The organism is Flammeovirga kamogawensis (assembly GCF_018736065.1).
Taxonomy (GTDB): domain Bacteria; phylum Bacteroidota; class Bacteroidia; order Cytophagales; family Flammeovirgaceae; genus Flammeovirga; species Flammeovirga kamogawensis.
Genome location: NZ_CP076128.1, coordinates 1,284,532 through 1,309,974 on the forward strand (window position 1 = coordinate 1,284,532; position 25,443 = coordinate 1,309,974).

General features: G+C 30.7%; 8 protein-coding genes. 4 read left to right on the plus strand and 4 right to left on the minus strand.

The genetic code is table 11. The features are described from left to right. The first annotated feature begins 16 nt into the window (after nucleotides 1-16). Together KM029_RS05130 and KM029_RS05135 are read left to right on the plus strand one after the other, a co-directional pair. Nucleotides 17-2,425 (plus strand): OmpA family protein, encoded by a 2,409-nt coding sequence (locus KM029_RS05130; RefSeq protein WP_158630960.1) that lies wholly within the window; start codon nucleotides 17-19, stop codon nucleotides 2,423-2,425. Between the two features lie 206 nt (nucleotides 2,426-2,631). After that, a complete protein-coding gene (locus KM029_RS05135; RefSeq protein ID WP_144072243.1) occupies nucleotides 2,632-15,207 on the plus strand; it encodes a leucine-rich repeat domain-containing protein in 12,576 nt (4,191 codons plus the stop codon). 71 nt (nucleotides 15,208-15,278) lie between these two features. Here KM029_RS05135 and KM029_RS05140 read toward each other — a convergent pair whose 3' ends face one another. Further along, entirely contained in the window at nucleotides 15,279-15,428 is a 150-nt protein-coding gene (locus tag KM029_RS05140; RefSeq protein ID WP_158630961.1) for a hypothetical protein, read from the minus strand. 247 nt (nucleotides 15,429-15,675) lie between these two features. On the opposite strand from KM029_RS05140, the gene KM029_RS05145 reads away from it, so the two are divergent. Further along, a complete protein-coding gene (locus KM029_RS05145; protein WP_144072244.1) occupies nucleotides 15,676-17,670 on the plus strand; it encodes an OmpA family protein in 1,995 nt (664 codons plus the stop codon). Nucleotides 17,671-17,740: 70 nt separating this feature from the next. Then, complete coding sequence (gene rfaD / locus KM029_RS05150; protein ID WP_144072245.1) at nucleotides 17,741-18,712, plus strand: ADP-glyceromanno-heptose 6-epimerase; 972 nt, start codon at nucleotides 17,741-17,743, stop codon at nucleotides 18,710-18,712. A 55-nt stretch (nucleotides 18,713-18,767) separates the two neighbouring features. On the opposite strand, the gene KM029_RS05155 is transcribed toward rfaD, so the two are convergent. The 3 genes from KM029_RS05155 to KM029_RS27010 all read right to left on the minus strand — a co-directional run bounded on the left by KM029_RS05155 (nucleotide 18,768) and on the right by KM029_RS27010 (nucleotide 25,349). Further along, complete coding sequence (locus KM029_RS05155; RefSeq protein ID WP_144072246.1) at nucleotides 18,768-20,657, minus strand: glycoside hydrolase family 13 protein; 1,890 nt, start codon at nucleotides 20,655-20,657, stop codon at nucleotides 18,768-18,770. Between the two features lie 143 nt (nucleotides 20,658-20,800). Then, nucleotides 20,801-24,268, minus strand: a complete 3,468-nt coding sequence (locus tag KM029_RS05160) for an alpha-amylase family glycosyl hydrolase (protein WP_144072247.1) — start codon at nucleotides 24,266-24,268, stop codon at nucleotides 20,801-20,803. A 187-nt stretch (nucleotides 24,269-24,455) separates the two neighbouring features. After that, nucleotides 24,456-25,349: a SusF/SusE family outer membrane protein gene (locus KM029_RS27010; protein WP_158630962.1), complete on the minus strand. Its 894-nt coding sequence runs from the start codon at nucleotides 25,347-25,349 to the stop codon at nucleotides 24,456-24,458. Nucleotides 25,350-25,443 lie beyond the last annotated feature (94 nt).

The following is a 25,443-nucleotide window of genomic DNA, read 5'->3' on the forward strand; positions in this document are numbered from 1 at the left end:
TGCAAATGCTCAAAATATGCAAAACATACAAATTCAAGATGCCGAAGAAAGAACAGATCAAAAGTTTGATGATTTAGATTACTCTAAAGCTTTAAAACAATATCAAAAATTTTATAAAAAGGCTGAGACAAATGAAGATAAAATGCATTATGCTATTAAAGTCGCAGAGTGTTTTCAGAAATTAAATCGCCCGAAAAAATCAGTTGAAGTTTTTAATCAAATTGATAGCTTAGGTGCTGAAATAAAAGGGGAATCTGCTGAATTATATGCCGATGCATTATATAATACTGGTAATTATAAAGAAGCAAAAAAATGGTACAATGTTGCCTATAAAGAGCCTAACAGTGAGCACCTTTCTAGAATATATCAAAAAAGAAAAAACTTGTCTGAAACAAGTAAATTACTTAATGGAAATAGTGTTTTTGAAATTAAAGAAGCAAGTTTCAATTCTGAAAAAGACGATTTTAGTCCAATAGCATATAAAAACGGAATTGTGTTTGTTTCTAACAGAAATAAAGGGCAAACAGGTGGAAAAAAATACGCTTGGGATGGAGGACATTTTTTAGATTTATTTTATGCTGATTCTGTGGGGAATGTCTCCAATTTTTCAAAAAAAATAAATACTTCTTACCATGAAGGTTCTGCAACAATTTCTCCTGATGGCAATACTATTGTATTTACTAGAAGTACAGCAAAAGAACAATCTGAAGAAGATGTCAGTTTACTAAAGTTATTTATTTCTAAAAAAGACGAAAATGACAAGTGGAGTAAACCAATTGAATTTATTTGGAATTTAGAAGAATTTTCAACCGGTCATCCTGCTTTTTCACCAAATGGAGATAGACTTTATTATGCATCAGACAGACCAAATGGTATAGGTGGAACAGATTTATATTATTCTGATTTAAAAGATGGAAATTGGTCATCACCTACTCTTCTTGGTAAGCATATTAATTCTATAAACGATGAAGTTTTTCCATATATAAGTACCGACAATAAACTATATTTTTCGTCTGATGGTTGGGGTGGACTTGGTGGACTAGATATCTTTGTTCAAGATTTAGAAAACCCTGCGGCAAAGCCAACAAATATGAGAGCTCCAATAAATTCATCCTATGATGATTTGGGAGGCACAATTACAAATAATTATCAGTATTTCATTTCTTCAAATAGAGATAATTCAAGTAGTGAAATACAAAATGATAACATTCTAGAACTTGTTCGTATAAAATTTAAAGGTATCGTTATTGATAAATTAACAAGAGAAACAATTGATAACGCAGATATAATTATTGACAACAAAATTGTCACAAAGTCTGACGATAATGGTTTCTTTCACGTGAAATATACTGATTGGAATAATCAACAGACAATTTATAGTCAAAAAGTAACCTATCAAGGTGATTCTATTTTAGGAGATAGCATACGTAAAAAAATTGCAAATACTGAGCTAGTAGTTTTAGAATTAGCACGTCCTTATATAGAAGGCATAGTATATGATTCTGTTACTAAAGAGCCTCTTATTGGAAGATTAACGATTAAAGAACGATCAACAAAAAAAGAGTTTAGTCTTTTTACAGATTCTACTGGTTATTATAAATTCCCTGTATTATCTAATGAACATTATGATTTTATTGCAGAACGACCAAAATACTTTACTCAGAGAAGAGCTTCAAATACTGAAATGAATGCAGTAACAAAGAAAAATATAGCATTAAACCCGATTATTGGTCAAAGAATAAGAATCTATTATGATTTTGACAAGTCTAATATTAGAGATGATGCTTCACACTCTTTAGACACTGTAGTTAATGTAATGAGGTTTAATCCTACGATTACAATAGAATTATCTTCTCATACAGACAAAAGAGGTCGAGATTCCTACAATCAGTTATTATCTGAAAACAGGGCAAAAGAAGCCTTTGATTATGCTGTTAAAAATGGCATTGAAGCAGATAGAATGACATACAAAGGTTATGGAGAAACATTGCCAGTTGTAAATTGTAAAAATTGTACAAAAGAAGAACATCAACTTAACAGAAGAACAGAATTTTATGTAACTGGATACCTTAATGAAAAAGGGTATTTTGGAAAAGATTTCAACAAATTCTATCCAGATTCTCTTCAAGAAGTACTAGTAGATGATGATAAAGAATTGATGAGAAGTAATTCAAATACAATCACTGGAATAATTGAAGATAAAGACAACAATATTTCTGGTATTTCAATAAAAATAAAAGATGACAAAGGGGTGAAATTATCTTCTCAAGAGATTGATAATGAAGGTGTTTTTAATATTAAAGTTCCCAATAAATATAAATATAAAATAGAAGTTATTCGTGATGGGAAGCTAATTAAAACAAAATCCATTAGTATAGAAGAATTTGATGGAAAAAACAGTTTTGACACCTCGATTTTTCTTTAAAATATTCTATATAAAAAAAGCGATGTTCACTCATCGCTTTTTTTATGATTAACATTTTTTAGTTCTTTCTCAGTCGAAAAATACAATTATCTCTTAAAATGATATGATAATAAATAGATTAGACCTATTTTGCGTAACATTTATTTAATAACATTCGTTAACACGAAAAGCTAAATTATTCGATCACACTCATCTTAGAACTAACAATGGCAAAAAGGTTATATCAAATTACTGCTTTATTTTATGCTTTTGTATTTTTTTTAATACAAAATAGTCATGCTCAAACAGCAACTGAAACCCACTCTTTTACGAGTCCAAATAATACTTTAAATTTTGGCGAAAAAATAAAAGCTACTTCAGACAATTCGTATTTTGCAACATACAGGGATAATGAGGTTAATATATTTCAGTTTACTGATAATTCCCTATCTCATTCGGTATCTATCCAACCTGAGAACACGTATATGCAAAGAGAGATTGAAGTAGATGGAACTTCACACACTTTCTTTTTACTACCAACACTTGGTTATATCACAAATGATTTTAATGACAGTATGGGTACTGTTTCATTTTTGCCATCATCAGATGAAAATCATAAAATATGGATAACTCAAAAAGACAATAAAATACTTTATTATATTGAAGTTGAAGAACAAGAATTAGGTTCTTTTAAAAGCACATCTAAACAAGTAGTTGAATTTAGTGATAAAATTAACTTTGGAGTTTTAATGAATGGAAGTTTAATAGAATCATTTCCTACAATTTCTATTCAAGCAGCAACTGAAGACCCAAATAAATTTTTCGGTAATGATATTGTTTTTTATTCTGACTATCAGATATTCATTTCTGATCCACAATATAATGGTTATCAAGGTAGAATTATTTTATATCAATTAGAAAGTGGAATTTGGACAGAAAAGGCAGAAAGTGAAATTGTTGATAATTTCGCTCCATTTTTTAGTGAATTTGGGAGAAATCTTTCACTTACTGGAGATGATTTCTCAAGAAATACATTGATCTCACAATCTAAAGATCAACTTTATATTATAAAAAATCCTGTATCTTCCCCTGATATTTATAATGCATCTGATTCTCATTTATTAAAATCAATTGAACAATACCCGAATAAAGAAATTATTAATGATTTTTACAGTACTTTTTTAATTACTGAAGACTCTCCTACTTCTCAAAGTTTATATCTAACAAGATTAAGTAACACGGATTATATATTCTTTAAGACGTTAATTAATAGTGTACCTTTCAATAAAATACTCGATATTGAAAATGTTCCATACACAAATGATATCATCATTACTGGTGAAAGAAGTGGAAACGAGGTAGTTGAATTATATAGTCCTACAGAAGATTTTTCAGCTTATACCTTATCTTCATCTAAAACTTTAAATTCATCAGTCACAAATACACATTTACAACTTTTTCAATACAATAATAAAGTTGGAGTACTATCTAGACAAGATTACCAAATTTCAATACTTAATCCATCAGACTTAAATATTGACGGAACAATCTCATTTGCATCTGTTGATGATTGGACAACTTTTGGTGAAAGTATTCACCCAATCAGTAATAACTTCTTAATTGGAGATCTAGGAAGAGAACTAACCATCTCTAGTGTACCATATATGACACTTCAAGCAGGTAAATGGTCTGATAGTAATTCATGGGTTAACGGGGTTATTCCAGATTACCAAGATGATAATGCTCAAGTTATTATTAGACATCATACTACTCTTGAGCAATATGAAAGCCCTCACGAACTTATTATTAACGGATCGGCACAGTTAGAATTGGTAGAACATGAAGCTGGAGAAGGTTCTGGGTATATTGAAACAGATAGTTTTCTTAATAACGGAAATTTTATTATTAATAATAATACTGGATTTATAAATACTCAAAGTGGCATAAATAATGGTTTTATTAAAACATATTCTTTATTAGAACTTCAAAGTGATTTCATTAATAATAATGGTATTAGTCTTTATAATGGAAATAGTATTCTTATTCAAGGTGATTATACTAACAATGGTACAGTATCATATCATGAAGATAATGATAGCACCTCTGGCTATATTATTCAAACTAATGGAAAAGATATATCTGTTGCTATTAACAGTTCAATACCTAATTTCTTAACTATTGAAGAAGGTGATGCAACTTCAATAGTTACGTTTTCAGGAAATCTAAGTATAAACGGTTCTTTTAATATTAATACAAACCTTGTAGATTTTAGCAGCTTAACACTAACAATGGGAATGGATGAAGGAGACATGGATGTTCCAAATATCTATTTAAATGGAAACGTCAACATCAATACGTTAAAATTACAATCAGATTTATTAATTGATGGTAATGGTATGCTTACTGTTTCTGATGATTTAAATTTATTACATGATATTACTTTACAAGGCGTAGACATAATTGTTGAATATAATAATACTAAAGATGTAATATCTGGAGATGGCTTTATAAATACTAAAGCAGGGTACTATAATGCTTTAGTTTATGATTTATCATCTCAGCCAAGTGTTCCTTTTACAATGAATGCCCCACTCCAATCACAAATTGATTATGGTGAAGGTGGTGGGCCAGAGGAATTCCATGATGCTTCATCTGAAATTACAGTCACATCAATTGATTACAATTCAGGTACTAATCTATTTGTAATTTTCCCTGTAATTAATAGTGCTGATGCTAATGAGACTAAAACCATCAATACACAAGAATATGGAATAATACCAGGTAAAACTTGGGAAATAGAGGGTGTAAATATTAATAATTTTGCCTTTAGTTTAAATGGCCAGTTAAATTCTACAGGGCCATTTACTGTAAATGATGCTAATGATGTTAAAGCATATAGCTACGCAGAATCAAGAGATCCTTCCGATGTAATTACAACAGCTGAGGGTACCTTACCTGATGTTAATTTCAAAAACATTCAAGGTGACAACCTATACTCTGTTGAGATTCTAACAACTAGTTTACAAAAAAGTTATGAAACAGTACAAAATGGTCTGTGGTCTGATCCAAATACATGGTTAAATGGTATTATACCACCATCTGATGAAAATTCAATTGCTATTATTAATCATAATATAACTTTAGATTATACTGAAACAATAGGAACAATTGAAATTGCTAATAACAAAACATTGAATGTAGATGGTTCTGGAATAGTATTAACAGTAAATTCGATTATTAATAATGGAACTTTAAATTTATTAAATGGAAGTCAAGCAATTATTGATTATCAATATCAGAACTATTCATTTACAAATCTTAGTCAAAATTCTAAGTTAAACATTAATTGTGATTTTGATAATGAATCTTTAATTGTATTGAATAATAGTAGTTTATTAACAATACAAGGAAATTTTACAGACACAAAAAGTAATGTTATTTTTAACTCTGACAATACCTCAGTTAATATAAATTCTTCTGGCAAAGATATTTCAATTGAAATTAATAGCCTTATTCCAAATCTAACTATTAATGGATCAAATAAAATTACTTTTAACAATCAATTAAATGTTAAAAGTAATTTAGTAATTAATAATAACAATCTTGATTTTGCTACAGCATCTGTTGAACTTGGATTTGGTGGGGGAAGCCCAATTGATATTGCAATAAACAATGACCTTCACACAACCTTCAAAGATTTAACAATATCTAGTTACGCACCTTTTTATAGTTATTGGAATTCTCACCATTTCACAATTCTTGAATCATTAACACTTTACGATACATTAGCCTTCAATGAAGACGAATGTATAATTAGATTAGGAGATGAAATTACAGGTGAAGGTGGACAATTAATAGATCAAGGCGGTTACCTTAGAGGTGATGAGATTGATTTAGGATTCTACATTGATCCTTCAAAAACAAATAATCTTAGTGTTCCAATTGTTCAAAGTCGAAGAGACGATTTCGGTGATTTTTATTTAGTTCCTACGAATATCGATATTGATTTATCAAACATTTCTAAAACTGCAGGACATGAAAGTGCCCCTTTAGTAAAAGTATTCCCCTACGCATCTGATTTTTATGAATTTACTTACAACGAAAGTAAATACTATTCATTTCCAGAAACTCAGTGGGTAGTACAAACGGAAGGTCTATCTAATTTCACTAACTCAATATCTACAAATCTATCTAGAATAAATGCATTCCCGCATGATTCTAATTTAAAATTTGCAATTAACAACATAACTGAATATTACAATAATGAGCAAGAAGCTCCATTAATTGGCGAATATTTTAATATATATGAAAATACTGTTTATAGTGATAGTGTTTTAACAGCTACATCTACTGTACAATTGAATGGTGTAGAAAACAACTCATTTTTCTTAATACACCCAATTACTAATACCACTCGCGAAATTATTAGTTTTAAAGATGGTGATTGGTACAATAGTGCAACATGGGAAAATGGTATAATTCCACATACAGAAAATGATAGCGTTATTATCAAACACAATGTGAGCTATACTCATTTTGTAGAATACCCTGATAGTATTAAAGTTAAAGGCATTAATGTAGAAAGTGGAGCATTATCTATTGATGGAGATGGTTATAATGCCACTCTTAAAGTGAATGGAGGAATTACTGTTAAAGAAAATGCTGTCATTAACTTAACTGATACAAAGCTTATCGCACTTGGTAATATGAGTATCGATGGTACAATTGTAGAAGGAATGGTTTCTGAAGGACCTTCTTTGCTAAAGTTTTATGGAAATGATATTTCAGGCTCTGGAACAATTAGTTTAAATAAATTTGAAATTCTTGGTACTGAGCAAGAGACCTCTACTGAAACTTGGGCTAATAGGTCTATTCATTCTGTAATAAAAATAGATGGTTCTGATGGTTATATAGATGCAGAAGGTAGCATGGTTACGACTTTCTATAAACCGATTGATTTTATTGACAACACATCTGTTTTCAAATCAATGGAACATGTTGTATTTTTTGGAAATAATCTAACAGATGCTACTGTAAACATAAATACTATTAACTCTGAAGCGAATATTCATGACTATAACTTTAAATCTTTAGTCATAAATAATGTTTCAACGGTAAATATTCATACTAATACAGTTATAAAAGAGAATTTAACTCTAAATAATATTGAGAACTTCAATATTGCTGCTGTAACAGCTCTTACAATTCAAGGTATTAATCAAGAAGGTTCTCCAATTACTGGATTAACCCCTTTAAGTATAACTGATGTACAGAATTTCACAGGAAATAATGTCACTAAGAGTAATTTAGATGTAAATTATTCTGCGGATCAGAATAAGCCCTATGCAGTCAACACAAACGTCCAATACATAAATGTAGTTAGTGATTCTCTTTTTGTTATTGGTGAAGATGATAATTTTTCTAACTCTAATAACATACGTTTTCTTGCAAGTACTCCATACTCTTATGAGGGCAACATTTTACTTTCAACACTTGAAGATTCGATCAAGTTACCTATAGATTATATGGGTGGAACTTTACATAACGAAGAAGTTTATAAAATTCATCAAGTAGATGGTGAAGGTACTATTATTCAAGAAGTAACTACTTTTATTACACATAATAATGAATTTGATTATGATTCAGTAATAATTGCTTTAAGTGACCTTACATTAATTTCAACAGATCGTAGTATAGAACAAGAACTTCACATTAAATTAGCTGTTGTTCACCAGCCTACATCTATAAGCTCAACTCCGATTTATTATAATAACATATTCATTACTCCTTACAATACAATTCATTCAGTTGATGTTAGTTATATTATCGATTTTATCAACAGTTTTGAATATAAAGAAGGTAGTACTATACAATCAGAGCTAGGGTGGACTGAAGATGATTTAAACAATTGGAATGGTAGTTTCTCTTCACTTTCAAATAGTGAAAATCACTTTGAAATTAACGAATATGGTGATGTTACTACTTTAAATTTTGAAAATAATAATCTAATTGGATGGGATTTAACTACGTTATCTTACTATCCTCAATTTCCAGGTGAAGAATCAAAAGGTGAACTCCCTCCTGATGATGGAGAATTTGAAATTCCAATTTTTGAAGGTGAAGGAGAAATACCAATCTTCCCACTATATTCTTTAACTGATATCCTTGTAAATGGTAATTATTTTGATTTTAATGATTTTGATGATTACGATTATGAAAGTTATACCATTACATTCGATAGTCCTGGTAAACCTCATAATACATTTAATATTAATTCGTTCGTTGCTGGGAATTCATATTCAATCAACTTAACAGATGAAGGAGTTTATCATTATGGTCAAACAGATTATGCTTGGTTTAAAGAGATTGCAAGTACAAAAAGTGATTTGACAAATAATACTAGTGCTCAACCTTTCTCTTTATATAGTGATAGTGGAAAATATACTGTTGAATTAACAAATTCAGATGATCCTTATTTACCTGATTTCACTCTCGAAATTGAATTTAATGTTACTATGCAACTTGGGGAACGCGAAAAGAATTTAGTAACAAACATTTTAGCATCATTGGAAATTGAACCTTCTGGAGATGATTTTAGAGATTGGGCTCCAGAAATATTTACAATTGATAATGAAGGATACGTCACACATGTTAATCTTAGTAATAAAGATTTAACTAGCATTCCTACTGATGTAAATACTCTATCAAAAGTTGTTGAAATCGATATCTCTAATAACAAATTATTCTTCGATGAAATCAGAGCACTAGATGAAAACTTTAGTGAAATGGAAAATCCTGTGAATATCATTTATGATAATCAAGATTTCAATACGATCAATTCTGTTACAGAGGTAATTGCACACGGTGATAGTTATTCTTCTAATGAAGACTTCTCTGGATTTACAACAGAATACAGCTCATTGGTTTTCACTTGGATGAATGGTGAAGATGTTGTTGCTTCTACGGAAAACTTTAGCTTGAATGACTTCACTTCTGAAGATGCAGGTACTTACAAACTTTATGTTAGCAGTACTGATTATACTGGACTAGATATACACGTTGCTACTCATAATATTACTTATGAGCTTGGATCGAGAGACCTTAACTATCTACAAGCATTACTTAATGAAATCAACTATGATTTCGATGAAGAAACTGATATGAGACTGTGGGCTCCAGAAATTGCTACTATAAATGACTATGGATATGTTACCAATATCGACTTAAGTAGTAACAATTTTGTGAATACTCCAGGAAGCTTAAATGATTTCATGAACGTTGTTGAAATCGATATCTCTAATAACAAATTATTCTTCGATGAAATCAGAGCACTAGATGAAAACTTTAGTGAAATGGAAAATCCTGTGAATATCATTTATGATAATCAAGATTTCAATACGATCAATTCTGTTACAGAGGTAATTGCACACGGTGATAGTTATTCTTCTAATGAAGACTTCTCTGGATTTACAACAGAATACAGCTCATTGGTTTTCACTTGGATGAATGGTGAAGATGTTGTTGCTTCTACGGAAAACTTTAGCTTGAATGACTTCACTTCTGAAGATGCAGGTACTTACAAACTTTATGTTAGCAGTACTGATTATACTGGACTAGATATACACGTTGCTACTCATAATATTACTTATGAGCTTGGATCGAGAGACCTTAACTATCTACAAGCATTACTTAATGAAATCAACTATGATTTCGATGAAGAAACTGATATGAGACTGTGGGCTCCAGAAATTGCTACTATAAATGACTATGGATATGTTACCAATATCGACTTAAGTAGTAACAATTTTGTGAATACTCCAGGAAGCTTAAATGATTTCATGAACGTTGTTGAAATCGATATCTCTAATAACAAATTATTCTTCGATGAAATCAGAGCACTAGATGAAAACTTTAGTGAAATGGAAAATCCTGTGAATATCATTTATGATAATCAAGATTTCAATACGATCAATTCTGTTACAGAGGTAATTGCACACGGTGATAGTTATTCTTCTACTGAAGACTTCTCTGGATTTACAACAGAATACAGCTCATTGGTTTTCACTTGGATGAATGGCGAAGATGTTGTTGCTTCTACGGAAAACTTTAGCTTAAATGACTTCACTTCTAATGATGCAGGTACATACAAACTTTATGTTAGCAGTACTGATTATACTGGACTAGATATACACGTTGCTACTCATAATATTACTTATGAGCTTGGATCGAGAGACCTTAGCTATCTACAAGCATTACTTAATGAAATCAACTATGATTTCGATGAAGAAACTGATATGAGACTGTGGGCTCCAGAAATTGCTACTATAAATGATTATGGGTATGTTACCAATATCGATTTAAGTAGTAACAATTTTGTGAATACTCCAGGAAGCTTAAATGATTTCATGAACGTTGTTGAAATCGACATTTCTAATAACAAATTATTCTTCGATGAAATCAGAGCACTAGATGAAAACTTTAGTGAAATGGAAAATCCTGTGAATATCATTTATGATAATCAAGATTTCAATACTATCAATTCTGTTGCAGAGGTAATTGCACACGGTGATAGCTATTCTTCTACTGAAGACTTCTCTGGATTTACAACAGAATACAGCTCATTGGTTTTCACTTGGATGGATGGCGAAGATGTTGTTGCTTCTACGGAAAACTTTAGCTTGAATGACTTCACTTCTGATGATGCAGGTACTTACAAACTTTATGTTAGCAGTACTGATTATACTGGACTAGATATACACGTTGCTACTCATAATATTACTTATGAGCTTGGATCGAGAGACATTAACTATCTACAAGCATTACTTAATGAAATCAACTATGATTTCGATGAAGAAACTGATATGAGACTGTGGGCTCCAGAAATTGCTACTATAAATGACTATGGATATGTTACCAATATCGATTTAAGTAGTAACAATTTTGTGAATACTCCAGGAAGCTTAAATGATTTCATGAACGTTGTTGAAATCGATATCTCTAATAACAAATTATTCTTCGATGAAATCAGAGCACTAGATGAAAACTTTAGTGAAATGGAAAATCCTGTGAGTATCATTTATGATAATCAAGATTTCAATACTATCAATACCGTTGCAGAGGTAATTGCACACGGTGATAGTTATTCTTCTACTGAAGACTTCTCTGGATTTACTACGGAATACAGCTCATTGGTTTTCACTTGGATGAATGGTGAAGATGTTATTGCTTCTACGGAAAACTTTAGCTTGAATGACTTCACTTCTGATGATGCAGGTACATACAAACTTTATGTTAGCAGTACTGATTATACTGGATTAGATATACACGTTGCTACTCATAATATTACTTATGAGCTTGGATCGAGAGACATTAACTATCTACAAGCATTACTTAATGAAATCAACTATGATTTCGATGCCGAAACTGATATGAGACTATGGGCTCCAGAAATTGCTACTATAAATGACTATGGATATGTTACCAATATCGATTTAAGTAGTAACAATTTTGTGAATACTCCAGGAAGCTTAAATGATTTCATGAACGTTGTTGAAATCGATATCTCTAATAACAAATTATTCTTCGATGAAATCAGAGCACTAGATGAAAACTTTAGTGAAATGGAAAATCCTGTAAGTATCATTTATGATAATCAAGATTTCAATACTATCAATTCTGTTACAGAGGTAATTGCACACGGTGATAGTTATTCTTCTACTGAAGACTTCTCTGGATTTACAACAGAATACAGCTCATTGGTTTTCACTTGGATGAATGGTGAAGATGTTGTTGCTTCTACGGAAAACTTTAGCTTGAATGACTTCACTTCTAATGATGCAGGTACATACAAACTTTATGTTAGCAGTACTGATTATACTGGACTAGATATCCACGTTGCTACTCATAATATTACTTATGAGCTTGGATCGAGAGACCTTAGCTATCTACAAGTATTACTTAATGAAATCAACTATGATTTCGATGCCGAAACTGAAATGAGACTATGGGCTCCGGAAATTGCTACAATTGATGACTATGGGTATGTTACTAATTTAGATCTCTCTTCGCAGTCTCTTACATCAATTCCTTCATCGTTAGAAGTTGCATTCAATAATTTAAATGACGTCAACCTATCAAATAATAATATTTCAGATATTGATAATATTACATCAATCAATAATTACACAACTATATTATTTGATGTATCTAATAACAATCTGTTCTTTAACGATATTGTTGCTCATTTAAGTTACTTATCAGACTATTCAGGTCAATCTTATCCATTCAGTCAATTAACTCAAAAAATTGTTTATGGTGAGATCTTTAACAATGACGGTTCAATTGAAGAGCATGATGGAGATTATAAATGGACTAAAGATGGTAGTGATTTAATAAACACTTCTAATCTTTCTATAAATGATATTAGAAGTACAGATGCTGGTATCTATAAATTATTTGTAACAGATGCAGATGTTTCTAATTTATCAATTCAAATAGCAGAATATAACTTATACTTTAGTTTAGGTTGGGCTGATTCAGCTGCTCTACAAGCTATTTTAGAAGAGATCAATTATACTTTTGATGAAAGCGACGAGTTTAGAACATGGATGTCCGAATCAACAGTAATTGATGATTATGGTAAAGTGACTGAACTTGATTTATCAAGTTTACAACTCACTGAAGTACCGTCAACTTTAATAGGACTTAATAACTTAACTGCTATAAATTTAGGAAGTAATTTATTGTTCTTCGACGATTTAGAAGCATTAAGTACTTTATCACAAATCACTACATATAGTCCTCAAAATTATATTACCGTAAATGAATCATATAATATTGTTCAGTATGACGATTTTGATAACTCTTACCCTGTTGAAGGTTATGATGGTGAATTAAATTATCAGTGGTATTTTAATGGTGAAGTTATTACAGATGCAAATACTCCTCAATTATCTGTGGAAAATTTCAATATTTCGAAAGAAGGAACATATAGTTTAAAAGTGACACACCCATCAAACTGGGAAGGACTTGAAATTGAAACTTCAACTATTAATCTAATCTATCAAAGTCTTATTAATGAAGCGGATTCTGTTGCATTATTTGATTTATATACAGAAATGAATGTTGATTTTGACCCTTCTGAGCGTATTGTACTTTGGCCAAGAATGGAATTTGATGATACTGGTAAGATCGTTGGCTTAAATCTCCATGAATTAGAAACAGATGGTACCCTTCCTGATATAATTGGTCAATTCAAAGATTTAAAATCTTTAAAACTATATAATAGTGGAATCACTACGATATCAGATAACTTATGGACTATTCCTGGAATTGAATATTTAGATTTATCTAACAATAATATTACTGATGAAAATATAAGTGGTATTGAAGGGTTTACAAATCTTACAACCCTATGGTTAAGTAACAATAATTTAACTATAATGCCAGATTTAACTGGGAATTCTAATCTTCAAAACCTTATAATTGACGATAATGCTATTACGTTAATTGGTGAAGAATTATCAGGATTAACGAGTTTAACCAACTTATCTATCGCTGGTAATGGTATTGTATCTATCACAATGAACTTCTCAGGTTTAACTAATCTTAAAAAGTTAAATTTCTCTAGAAATGAACTGACAGTATGGGATAACACATTACCTGCAGGTTTGGAAGAATTAATTCTATATAGTAATCAATTGATATCATTAAGTAATATTCCTTCTACTATTGAAGTTAATGTTGCAGATAACTATTTATTCTTTGACGACTTTGATGGTTTCAATGATCAAAACCTAGCTTACTCTCCTCAAAATTATAATATTTACTATGAATCTATAGCAATGATTTCTGGAGGTAATTATACATTTGATCTTCCAATTGAGTTAGAAGCATTGACATATACATGGTACAAAGATGGGGTAATACAACCAGAACTAAGTTCTAAAACTTTAGTTTTTGAAAACATGTCTAATAGTGATGTTGGAGTATATAGCTGTTTTATAACTCATTCTTATTGGAGTAACTTATCTATTAAAGTTGCAGAAATAGGTATTGGTATTGATTGTGGTGATGACTTAAACGTTGCACTTCAAGCAAACACAACAACTACATTCTGCTATGGAGAAGAAATTGAAGCTCAAATACAAGCAAACAGTACAGCAAGTAACCTTTCTTATTCTTGGTATAAAAATGATGAGTTACTTCCATTACTTTCATCATCTGCAATTACTATACATGAAGAAGGAACATATTCATTAAAAATTAGAAATCTAAATGGATGTATTGCTTTCTCTGATAGTATAATTATTACTCAATCTAGTCAGCTATTAAGTCCTCAAATTATTGCTAATCAAGATTCTTTATCTGTAGAGACTCCTGATAGTACATATAATTACTTCTGGTATCTAGATGGTGTTTTGATTGATCAATCTGGTACTGAGATAGCTGCTAATGAACCAGGTGATTATATGGTTGAAGTTATCAATAACAGTGGTTGTACAATGTATTCTGAAGAGTATACAATCTTGAGTGATGTAATTAATAGTGTTGAAGACTTATCATCACAAATTACATTGTCAGTTTTCCCTCAACCAGCAACTGATATATTAAATATTTCAACTACAATTGGTTTAGTTAATTCAATTAGAGTATTTGATCAGTCAGGTAAACTTATTCCTATTACATTTAGTACCTCTGGTAGTAATACTACAGTAAACGTAAATGGAATACAATCTGGTTTATATGTTTTAGAGGTGAATACATCTACAAAAACTTTCCATGAAAAAATACTAATAAAGTAGACAATTTGAATAAATACAAAAGCCCTTAGTTTTAAAAAACTAAGGGCTTTTTTTATCAATTCTACTTATAATTATTTTGAGTTTACAATGGGTGTAATACTAATTCCTGAATTATTATTTTTTACAGTAACAGTACCCTCCTCTCCACTTTGCATAGCATTAAGCATAGAAAATAAACCTATCAAGAATATTAATGCTAAAATTTTAATTAATGCTTTCATGGAATGTTCAATAAAATAATTATGCTTTATTACTAATACAATTGTGTACGTGCACTTGTCAATAAAAGCAAATGAATTTAACAAAATAAGTAGATAAACATAGCAATATCTTGAAATAATACAAATCAGTTTCTTTCATGAGATTATTTTAGATAGAAAGATGAAATAAAATCCTAATTGTATTAGTGGTATTAGAATACAAATAAGTAAATTGAATTTGGTAAAAAAGTATATTCATCAATTCTGTATGCAACCTAAAATTATTACTTTCCTTTTATTTTTGGTCTTCACCATTAATAGCTCTGCTCAATCACAAAATATTGACTTTACAAAAGACAATTTCCCTGATAACGTAAAAGCATTAAAAGAAGCCCTTAGAGCTATAGAAATCGGAGACAATTATAGGTCTAACTATCAAAATTATGATAGTGCTATTTTATACTATAAAAAAGCTGAACAGCTTAATGCTAAAAATGCAATCTTAAATTATAAATTAGGTCTAAGTTATTTCAATTTGACTGATTATAATATGGTAGATTCATTAGTAGAAGTTTCTATTTCATTAAATTCAAAATACCTTCCTGCGATTTATTTAAAAGCAAGATCTTTTCATTTACAACAAAAATGGATTATGGCTCAGGCTGCATATCATGAATATGTCTCTAACTATGATAATTATTCATCTCCCACTTTAAATGATATTCAGTTTTTGTTACAGCAAACAGAAAATGGAGAACGAATAGAAGTTGTAAATAAAGAAGTGATTAATTTAAGTAATTTAAACTCTACTGCTGACGACGAAAATCCAAATTTATTACCAAATTCAAATCAGATTTATTTTAATTCAAATCGATTTTCTAAAAATTCAATTCAACGAGATATTGATGGTAATTACTATCAAAACATCTATTATGCCTTAATTGAAAATGATAGTATATCAACTCCACACTTAGTTAAACATCATAAAATTAACCCCGAAGGAAATAGTACTATCAGTTCTATTTCTAAAAGTGGAAAAACTATGGTTATGTTTTTAGGTGATTTTAATGGGAAATTATATTATAGTCGATTTAATTTGGAAGATTCAATAAAGATTCCTCATTCCAAAACAAAGCTACCAAATCCAATAAACACCTATTTTTCTTCTGAAATTTCTGGAACTTTCACTCCTGATGGGAAAGAATTCTATTTTTCATCAAAAAGAAAAGATGGTAGTGGTGGCTATGACATCTACTATTCAACACGGAAGAAAAAAGGATGGAATAAACCTGTTAACCTAAGTTCAGTAAATACTCCTTTTAATGAAGTAGACCCCTTCTTTTCTACTCATGGAGATACCTTATTTTTTGCTTCTGATTCTCCCAAAAGTATTGGTGGATTCGATATAATGTATGCAACAAAAAAAGGAAATAAATGGTCTACAATAAAAAATATAGGTAAAGGGATAAATTCTCCTTTTGATGATAAATCACCATCTAGCTCAATTAATGGTGATAATTTCTATTTTTCATCAAATAGAAACGGTGGAAAAGGTGGTTACGATATTTATAAAGCTCAACCTTTGTATAAAGAAAAAGAGGTTATAATAACAAGTAAATCAGATCAATTAGATGATATTTTCAAGCTTCATTTATTAAATACTACAGTTATTTTAAAAGATCAACTTTCTAAAAAACCTTTAATAGATGCTGATATTTCTATTTTTAATATTGAAAACAAAACTCTTTTAAGGAAATTAAAAACTGATGATAAAGGGTATTCAAAAATTGAGGCTATACCTAAAAACACTCCTCTTGCAATTAATATTAACTGCATGGGCTATGAAATGTTTTCAAGAAATATAAATGTAGATTCAACGAAGAAAGAATATATAATAGAATTGAAAAAAATTAAAGTTGATCAAAAAATCACACTTCAGAATATATTTTTCGATACGAATTCTAGTACCATTTCACCTTCATCAATAGGTGAGTTAAATGCTTTAATTGAATTTCTATCTATAAATAAAAGTGTTGAAATTGAAATAGGTGGGCATACTGATACTACTGGAAATGAAAAAGATAATCAAAAGCTCTCAGAAAAAAGAGCTGATGCTATTGTTCAGTTTTTAGAAAAAAATGATATCAGTATTAGTAGGTTAACAAGTAAAGGTTATGGTGCTTCAATGCCTATTGAGTCTAATGATACAGAAGAAGGAAAAGCCAAAAATAGAAGAACAGAATTTAAAGTCATTAAAAACTAATTGACCTAAATTAATTGATGCTAATTTTTGAAAATGTATCTTCGCATATCAAAATAAAAATAGAAAAATAATGATTGTAGTAACAGGCGCAGCAGGTTTTATTGGAAGCTGTATGATTGCTCGTTTAAACGAGGATAATTTTAATCATATCATTGCAGTAGATGACTTCTCTTTTCCAGAAAAAAATAAAAACCTTGAAGGTAAAAAGATCTTAGAAAGAGTTGAACGTGAAGATTTTTTCGAGTGGTTAGATAAAAATAATTTAGAAGTAGAATTTATTTTCCACCTTGGTGCTAGAACAAGTACAGCTGAATTTAACAGAGAAATATTAGCCCACTTAAACACAGAATACACAAAAAAAATGTGGAATGCATCAATTAAATATGCTATTCCTTTAGTTTACGCTTCTTCTGCTGCAACTTATGGCCTTGGTGAATTAGGTTATGAGGATAGCGAAACTATTATCCCAGAATTAAAACCTTTAAACCCATATGGTGAATCAAAAAATGAATTCGACATTTGGGCTTTAAAACAAGAGCGAAAGCCTATGTTTTGGGCTGGTTTAAAATTCTTCAATGTCTATGGCCCTAACGAATACCATAAAGGTAGAATGGCATCGGTTGTTTTCCATGCGTTCAACCAAATAGGAAAAACTGATGCTATGAAGTTGTTTCAATCTCATAATCCAGAGTATAAAGATGGAGAGCAACAACGCGATTTTGTATATGTAAAAGATGTTGTTGACATGATGATGTTCTTAATGTATGATCGTAAATCTCAAAATTCAGGTATCTATAATGTCGGTACTGGTGAAGCTAGGACTTTCTTAGACTTAACAAAGTCAACATTTAAAGCTATGGATAAAAAAGAAGATATTTCTTATATCCCCACCCCTGAAGATATAAGAGATAAATATCAGTATTTTACTGAAGCAACAATGTCTAAAATGAGAAGTATTGGGTATGATAAGCCTTTTACAAGTTTAGAAGAAGGCGTAGCTGATTATGTAAAGAACTACCTTTCATCTGAAAGTAGATACTAAGTTCTTTTCTTTTTATATGAGGCTTAGATACATTATTGTATCTAAGCCTTTTTTATTATTGTAATTCTAAAATCATTGCTTTCTTACCATCAATTTCAATGGTACTTATATCAGAAAATTCCTCTCCCGATATTATCTCTTTACCTTTTGTTGCACCACTAATTGCACTTGCAAAAGTAGAGGTATCTAGGGTAACTACTTTTTCCTCATTATTATTGATAATGATCATAACAGTTTCTTCTACAGTCTTCCTAAAATAAACATAGACATCATCATTCGGGATATAATGAATTAATTTTCCTTTATGTATAGCTGAATTATCTTTACGCCAATGTAAAATATTCTTCAAGTAATCGAATACGTCATTTTCTATAACTGTCCTACCTTTTTGATCAAATGCGCTGCGCTCATCTCCATCCCATCCTCCTGGAAAATCTAAGCGTAACGATGCATGATCAGATTCAAATCCCTCATAAAGTAATTCAGTACCATAATAGATTTGAGGAATACCTCTTGTAGTTAATAAAAAGGTTAACGCTAGTTTTACTCTTTCAGGGTCCTTTAAATTAGACATTACACGATTTACATCATGATTATCTAAACAAGTCACTAAATTGTATGGATCTGGAAAAAGGTAATCTTGTGTTAAATGATTCGCCAATTGACGCATAGGACTGTTCCAATCTGGTGCATCATTTTCAGGACTAAAAGCTGCATTTGCTGCAAAAGATAAAGGCATATCTGTAACTGAAGGAAGAAAGGAATCAAAACCATCTAAATTATTAGCACCTCCTGCAAAATATGATGCTACAGGGGTCTCTTTTACTAAAATTTCACCTACAATATTAAACTGTGGGTATTCTTCCATAATTTCTCTCGTCCATCTAGAAGCAAATGATTTATAAGCATATCCAAATGTATCCATTCTAATACCATTCAAACCAGCATATTCAATCCACCAAATAGTATTCTGAATAATGTAATCTGCCAAAATTGGGTTATTTTGATTTAAATCGGGCATTTTAGGTGTAAACCAACCCTCAACATTTTGATCAAAATCTTCTTTAGAAGCGTAAGGATCTAACTGTTTTGTTACTTGATAATTTGTACCATAATATTCACTATCTTTTCTCCCATCCTCCCAATAAGATTGATGATTTAACCAATCTGACATCGGTAAGTCTTGCATCCACCAATGGTCTGAGCCAATATGGTTAAACACTAAATCCATGACAACTTTTAAATTATTATCATGACATGCCTTAACTAATTCTTTGTAATCTTGATTTGTTCCAAACCTAGGATCAATTTTATAAAGATCTGTCATTCCATATCCATGGTAAGACTGTTCTGAAGAATTATTTTCTTGAACAGGGTTTAACCATAATGCTGTAACACCAAGATCAGTAAAATAATCTAAATGATCTAGAATACCCTTGAGGTCACCTCCATGACGTCCATAAGGCTCTTCTCTATCCATTTTTTGAGTCATGCCTTCAACATTATCTATAGAAGGGTCTCCATTAGCAAACCTATCTGGCATTAAAAGATAAATCACATCAGAAGGATCGAAACCTATATTTTTATTATCGGCACTTTCTCTGGCTTTTAGTTCGTAATGAATTGTATGGATTGTTTTTCCATTAACTATAAATTGAATTGGTACTTTACCTGGTAGTGTTTCTTCTGTAATCTCAAGATACAAAACTAAATAGTTAGGGCTTGTAACTTGAATTGATTGTTTTAATACAACTCCATCATAGTCAATTTTTGGTTTAGTTGAAGATATGTTATCTCCATGAATCATTACTTGTAAAGTTGTGTTTTTCATACCTACCCACCAAAATGATGGTTCAACTTTATCAATTGTAATTTTAGATTTAGAAAATAATGTTAGTGATAACATAGATAGAAATAAGGTAATAATTAAAGATTTACTCAGCATAGTTTTTTAGTTAATACAATGGGTTTTTCACTTAAGTACAATTACAGTATCAAAATCTAATTCATCTCGATTTTGCTTATCTCTAAAATAAAAAAAGGCTAGCATATTTCCATGCTAGCCTTAATATATTCTTCAAAAATAACTTATTGTCTTATTACTTTCTTTATAGCCTTATCATTAACGGTAAGTAGCTCGACGTAATACATACCTACAGGAAAAGATGTCAAATCAATATTTATTGTATTATTTGTTGCAACTTGTTCAAAAGTAGTCACAACTCTACCCATATTGTCTCTAACTAAAACCTCAACTTGACCAGCCAATACTGTACCTGTAAATTGAACAAGCGAACTTGTTGGGTTTGGGTATGCTTTAATGGATTGAGAAGTTTGATTATCTTCAATTGCATTTGGATTTTCGATTGAATACGTTAAATCATTAATATTAGCACGTATAGTTTGAACTCCTGTTGATGTTACCTCAATATCATCTCCATAAGTAGATGCTTTTAGTTTATTAGGACCAGCATGTCCCCATTGTCCACCGTTCCAAGACTTTTCGTCAATTATTTTAAAAAATTCTCCTTTAGTCAATTGAACAGATTCTAATATAAACCCTCCTTCTCCGTCACTTTTCATTTCTATAGCAGATGAAGGGTCCCAACCGTTACCTAAAATATCCCCTACAAGAAATAACTTTTTATTGTTCTCTTCAAAGTCAACAAAATACTCTCCTTCTGTTACACCTTGAGCATCTGATACTTTTAATGACATTTGGAATGGCTTATCTGTGGTAGATAAACTAAAAAAGTCATTAGGTACATATGAAGCCACATATTTATTCCCTTCTTTAGTCATTGAAATAGTGTTTTTATTTGATATGTTACCACTACCATGACTATCTAATACTACACCTGCTTCTAAAGTTAAAGAAGTACCAAAAGTTTTATCTGACGCACCTGGATTAAAATAAATTTTGATTTCTTCTTCTTGTTTGAAACCATAAGGATTAACCTCAAATATTCTATCAAAACCAGTCACTAAGCCATCTACTGGTGTTGTAACTCTAATATTTGTTAGGATTTTAAATTCAGAAGCTTTCAAATCAAATGTTCCAGACGCATTAACTTCATCTCCATTATTAAAGTAACTATACCATGTAGAACTCGCACTTGAATAATCATAAGTATAAGACTCTTCATTTAATGAGAAATTACCAACAATTCTAATATGGATTGCTCCTTTGTCTAAAGAAATGGTTTTCATCTCGCTTTTTAAATCAAAAGAATATTGATCATCAGACAATTCTCCTAAATCATAATCATTTCTCAGCTTAATTAAGGCTGTATATACATCTGATAATTGTTTTCTAATAGCATCATTTTGAGTATCAAATTCCGATATTAATGGTTTTTCACTTGTTCTATTCCCCTCATTAACCTCACCTTGATATTCACTTTGATTAATTGATACATTATATCCAGACTCACCAAATTGCCATATCATTTTTGGCCCTGGAACCATGAAGAAAAATGCTGCTGCTAATTTCTCTCTATCTATACCATTTTGTAAATCTGTTAAATCATACAGCTGAGATACTTGTCCGTTAGCTTCAGAATCATAAATTAAACGCTCTTCATCATGAGACTCCATATAAGACATAACACCTGTTATAGGCATATCTCTAGTCTTAGGAGACTGCCAATCTAAATTAGCGTTACCACCCTTTACAACTTCTCTAAAATCATGGTTCGCATTACCCCAAAGTGTAATTCCTTCTTTGGCTAAAGCTTGCTCTTCATCAAGATCCGATAAATGTTCAAAGATTACATAAGCGTCAGGATTTCTTTTCTTAATTTCATTAGTCATTCTCACTAATAAATCAATTCTATCTTGATCATACTTACTACCCCAGTCATCACTTCCTGTCTTTGGATTATTGCCAAAACCTTTTGTAAAATCAAAACGATAACCGTCAACATTGTAATATTTCATCCAATGTGCATTTATACTATCTACCAATGCTTGTGTATATACACTCTCATGATTAAAATCAGGTCCCCAACCTTTTACAGCATCATTATCAAAATTTGATTCTTCGTTGTACCAAGGATTATTAGCATTAGGAGCATCATAAATTTCACCATTGTTATACATTTGACAGAAAGGTGAAGATTGAGTTGAATGGTTTAAAACTAAATCTAGTACAACTGCCATTCCCTTTCCGTGAGCTTCATCAATAAATTCTTTTAATTTATTTTTGGACCCATAATATTTATCTGGTGCAAAATAGAAAGATGGGTTATATCCCCAAGAACTATTGCCATCAAATTCATTCACTGGCATTAAGTGAATTGTATTTGCACCCAATGCTTTTATTTTATCTAATTCAGCTATAGCCTCTTCATAAGTTGATGATTTTGAAAAATCTCTAATTAACATTTCATATACTAAAGCTTCTCCCATAGATACTGGCTGAAATGATGTATTTTTCCAAACATATTCAGTTTGATTTATTTGCAGAATTGATGCTTTTAAACCATTAGCTTGAGAAGGATAAGTTATTAGATTTGGATATCTCTCATAACCTACATTAATATACTTATCTTGTTCGTCAGATACTTTTTCAGTATAAGGGTCTGCAATTATTAAGCTACCATCAATAAGGTACTGATAAATGTATTCTTTATTTACGTCTAAACTAGAAAATGTGTACCACCAATAATTTGCATCAGCTTCCACATCTAATTTCATTGCGTAAGCTCCTCTATCTCCCCAATTATTAAAACTACCTACAACATTAATAAATTGTTTTAATTTTGCAGGGTCTTGTAATACAACAGTAACTTCTGTTCCATTGTAGTTTGGACCTAATAATGAAGCATACGAAGGTCTATCTGCTTTTACGACAGTAGAACCCACAAAATAATTTAAATTCTCTGTCGCAGTTAAACCATCAGCACTAGCTGAGACCTCGATATTGAGCTCCCCACTTGATACACTTTGAATTGTGTAGGAGATAGATGTCCCTGTTAATTCTTTAACAACAGAGCCATTAACTTTTATAATTAATTTTGAACTTGATGGTGAAGTAGCAGTAATTGCAACATTATCTCCTTGTTTAAATATTTGATTTTTCAAAGGTGATGTTACATTTATCGCCACTGATAAATCTTTTAAAGTGATATCTAAATCACCTGATTTCTTAGAACCGTCTTTAGTTTTAACAAGGCAGCCAATAGTTTTTAAAGCTGTAGGATCATTTGATGAATCTACAATATCTGCGAATGTTTTATAAGTAGCAGTATTATGTGTTATAGGAAACTCATAAGTATATGTTTCGTCTGTAACTTTGGTAAGTTTAGCTACGTCTTGAGAGGCACTCCATTCTGTACCATTTGTAAGAAAATCTCCTACATTACTCCATCCCCAAATATAAAGATTATCTTCTCCTGCAAGGTCAGTACCTGCAACACTAAATGTAATCTTTACATTTTCAGTTAGTGCAGTTACATCAGATGGTGATGTTGAAATAGTTTGCCCATTTGCCTGTATAGAAAATACAGCAATTGAAGTCACTATGAAAATTAGATTAAGTAGATACTTTCTCATAAATTCGATTTAAATGTTAGTAGTTCTTTCATTTTCAGCCTTAAAGGTATAAATAACACCTAACGAATCAAAATATATAAAATATTAATTATCAGTTATTTACGCTCAACCGATAGCGCAATCGGTTTCGATAAAAATAAAAAAAAGAGTGGAATAAGATAAATCCTACACCACTCATTTTATATTTTTAATTCTTTGTTAAAGTAAAACTTCCAACAGCAGAATCACCAGATTCATCAACTGTTAATTCAATAGTATAGTTTCCTGCTTCTGCAATAGCAATGTTATCTCCATTATGCACTAAAGCTTCAGTAGTACCTCCTAAATTTACAGTCCAATCATCGCTTTTTCTAAATTTGATATTACCCAAAACTAGATCTAAAGTAATATAATATACCTCTGTTTCTGCATTATAAAGTAAATCTTGATCTGCATCCCAACTTCCTGTTGCATCACCAATTATACCCCATAAACCATCATTCTCATGTGGTACTCTATCAGTAACTTCATCTGTTGGTTCATCATCTACTGGCTCTTCTGCTGGTTCTTCAGTAGGTTCTTCAGTGTTATCTTCTTCTGCTGGCTCCTCGGCAGGTTCTTCTGTATTATCTTCTACAACAGCAATTGTTGTAATTGTTAAATCATGAGGGTCAGATACTGTAACAACTTCATTACTGAAATAGCTTACAACTCCAATCTTAAATGAGACTGCAGCTCCTGCATCTTCAAAACTTCCAGCAACTTCTTTTATTGCCGCATCCATTTCTCCTACAGTAACAGCTGCTGACAATTCTGATGTTTCTTTTAATACTACAACACTACCACCATAATAAACTGAAAGTTCGTAGTTACTTGCTTTCTCATCACCAAAACTTGCTTCTGTCCATGTATATGTTTCAAAAACATTATCTACCTCGCTCGCTTGTAAAGCAACTTCAGTATTTGTAGGTGTTGTTAATTGAGAACTTTCTGGTAATAAATCTTCTACAATTGCTTCAATTTCATCACTAGAACAAGAAGAGAAAGTAAATGCAGATAAAATAAATAGTAGTGAAGCTGATAAAAAGTTTAGCTTTTTCATTTTCATATTCAATTAAAATTATTAGTAAAAAGTTATTCAAAAAGTTGTGCGCACTAGAAAGCTGAGACCACAATGAGGTACACTTTCTCTTTTT